Here is a 2,771-nt window from a genome sequence, read left to right as displayed (position 1 = left end):
GGCCGGCGCCCGCCGGTGCCGGCGCCAGCGCCGGCGCCGGCAGGGGGGCCGCCGGGCCGGCCGGCGCGGCTTGGCCGCACAGGGCCTGCAGCTGCGACTGTTCTTCGGGCTGCAGGGGCAGGCCGGCTTCGGCCAGCGCGGCCAGGTGGCGCGGCCCGCCCATGCGCGCGCCCAGCACGTAGCCGCCGCGGCGCTGCAGCGCCAGCAGCTCGCGCACTTTCTGCGCCGCGGCCTCGGGCTCGCCGGCCTGCAGGTGCAGGGCGGCGCGCTGCACGCGCAGGGCGCTGGCAATGCCTTGCGCGTCGAGCTCACCGTACAGGTTCAGGGCTTCGTCCAGCAGGGTCGTGGCGCGGGCGCCGTCTCCCGCCAGCCAGGCGCTGTAGGCGTCGATGCAGAGCTGCACGCCGGTGTGGCTTTCGCGCAGGGTCGGCGGCAGCATGGGGCGCAGGGCCTGGGCAATGGCCTGGGCGGCGGCCCAGTCGTCGGCCAGCAGGGCACAGCGCAGCTCGAACCAGCGCAGGTACCAGTTGGGCCGGTGCTCCAGCCCGCCCATCTGCTGCAGCTCGCGCAGGTGATCGGCCTGCGCAGCGGTGAACTCCCCCTGAGCGGTGCGGCACACCAGGCGGGTCGTCAGCGCATAGACGCAGACGTTGTGGGGGCGGTTGGTCCAGGCGGCCAGGTCGGCGGCTTCGTCCAGCGCCGTGCGCGCACTGGCCAGCTGGCCGCGCCACAGCGCCGCGCCGCCCTGCATCGTCAAGGCCACGGCGCGCAGGGCCGGGTAGTCGTCGCCGGCCACACGCAGCGCGGCCTCGGCGTAGCGCTCCAGCACGGCTTCGAGCGGGCGCACGCCCAGCAGGGCCAGGCCGGGCAGCACCTGGTACCAGAGCGCCGGCTCGCGCTCGCCGGCCAGGGCATCCAGCACCGCGTGGTAGTGGCGCGCCGTGCCCTCGCAGTCGCCCAGGTCGAAGGCGTGCCAGGCCTGGTGCAGGGCGTGGATGACGCGGGTGCGCGGCGCGGTGTGCGGGCCCACGGTGATGGCGAAGGCCGGGTCCAGCTGCGGCGCGCCGATCGGGCTCAGGCCGTTCAGCGCCAGGGCGGCATAGGCGCAGGCCAGCTCGTGGCCGGCGGCGTCGCCGCGCGCGGCGTACAGGGCCACGGCGCGGCGCATCTGCTCCAGCATGCGCGGCACCTCCAGGCGCTCCCAGGCGATCAGGCCCTGCAGCAGCGCCAGCTCGGGGGATTGGGCCGCGGCCGCGGCGGGCACCTGGCCCACCATGCGCTGCACGGCGTCGTTCAGGCCGGCGGTGATGAGCGTGGGCGCGGCGGCGCTGAGCGCCTGGATGGCGGCCTCCGGGTCCTCGGCCTGCAGCAGGTAGTGGAAGCGGCGCTGCGGGTCGCTCTCGCCGGCCGCGGCGCGCTGCCACAGCGCGCGCTGCTGCGCGGGGTCCAGGCGGCGGCGCTCCAGCGCCAGCGCGTCGCGGAACAGGTCGTGCAGGCGCAGCGTGCGCTCGGCGCTCTCCACCTCCTGAAAGAACAGGCCGCGGCGTTCGATCTCGTCCAGGAAGCGCTCGGCATCGGCCTGGCCGCTGACGGCCGCGCAACGCAGCGCGCTGAGCTCGGGCAGCACCGAGCACTGCACCAGGAACTCGCGCAGCGGCGGCGGCAGCGCGTCCAGCACCTCGTGGCGCAGGTAGTCCAGCACATGGCGCTCGCTGCGCAGCGGGCCGCTGCCACCGCCTTCGCTGCCTAGCGCCAGGCTCACGCCCACCGGCCAGCCCTCGGTGCGCGCCAGCAGCTGTTCGGCCTGGCCCTGGCCGGCGGCTTGGCAGAGCTGCTCGATCTCGGCCAGGCTGAAGCGCAGCCGGTCCTGGCGCAGCTCCAGCAACTCGCCGGCGGCACGCCAGCGCGCCAGCGACCAGGGCGGTTCGCTGCGCCCCAGCCAGGCCAGGCCCCAGCTGCCGGGCAAGCGCTCCAGCAGGCCGGCCAGGAAGTCGAGCAGGCGCGGGTCCTGCAGATGGTGGGCGTCGTCCAGCACGATCAGGCCCTGCGCCCCCTCGCTGGCGGCCAGCGCGTTGACCAGCGCATCGCGCAGCGCGCGCGGCCCCTCGGGCGCTTCGAGCTGGGCAATCAGCGCCTCGGGCGATTGGCGCCAGGGCAAATCGAAGGGCTCCAGCGCGGCCACCAGGCTGCTGGCCCAGCGGCCCAGGGTGTCGGCCTCCTCGCAGGCCAGCCAGGCGCAACGCAGCTGCAGGCCAGCCAGGGCCTGCAGCAGCAGGCTGCTCTTGCCAAAGCCCCCCGGCGCCACCAGCAGGCTCAGGCGCGCCTGCTGCGGCCCCTTCTGCAGGCCCTGCTGCAGACGCTGCGCCAGCGCGGGGCGCGGCAGCAGGTCGGCGCGCAGGCGCGGCGGCTGGATCTTGGTGCGGGCGAAGCTGTACACGGGGGGGCTCGAGGTCATGGGCCATGCTCACGAAACCAGGCCGCCGCCTGGCCGCGTGAATCAACGGCAATCTTGTGCAGGATGTTGGCGACGTGGCGCTTGACGGTGTGCGGGCTCAGCTCGAAGCGGCGCGCGATGAGCTTGTTGCTGTCGCCGGCGGCAATGCGCTCCAGCACCTCGCGCTCGCGCGCGCTCAGGTCCATCAAGCCGCCGCGCGCGGCCGGTGCGGGCAGGGCGGGCGGCGCCGCGCGGCGCAGGGTCAGCACCGCCTGCTGCCACGCGCGCAGGGCCGCGGCGTCGGCGTCGGCCAGTGCAGGGCCCCAGTCCAGCCCGG

2 protein-coding genes are annotated in these 2,771 nt (G+C 75.8%); both read right to left on the bottom strand.

What is annotated here, in order from left to right:
* On the bottom strand, positions 1 to 2,455 hold a 2,455-nt coding region (locus I7X39_RS22875), incomplete at its 3' end, for a winged helix-turn-helix domain-containing protein (protein ID WP_198113677.1).
* Positions 2,452 to 2,771: response regulator transcription factor (locus I7X39_RS23775; RefSeq protein ID WP_310739961.1), on the bottom strand; the 320-nt coding region annotated here is incomplete at its 5' end. The genes I7X39_RS23775 and I7X39_RS22875, both read right to left, overlap by 4 nt.

Origin of the sequence: Inhella proteolytica, from assembly GCF_016093275.1 — a bacterium.
GTDB lineage: Bacteria > Pseudomonadota > Gammaproteobacteria > Burkholderiales > Burkholderiaceae_C > Inhella > Inhella proteolytica.
This window is presented reverse-complemented; position numbering and strand designations above follow the sequence as displayed.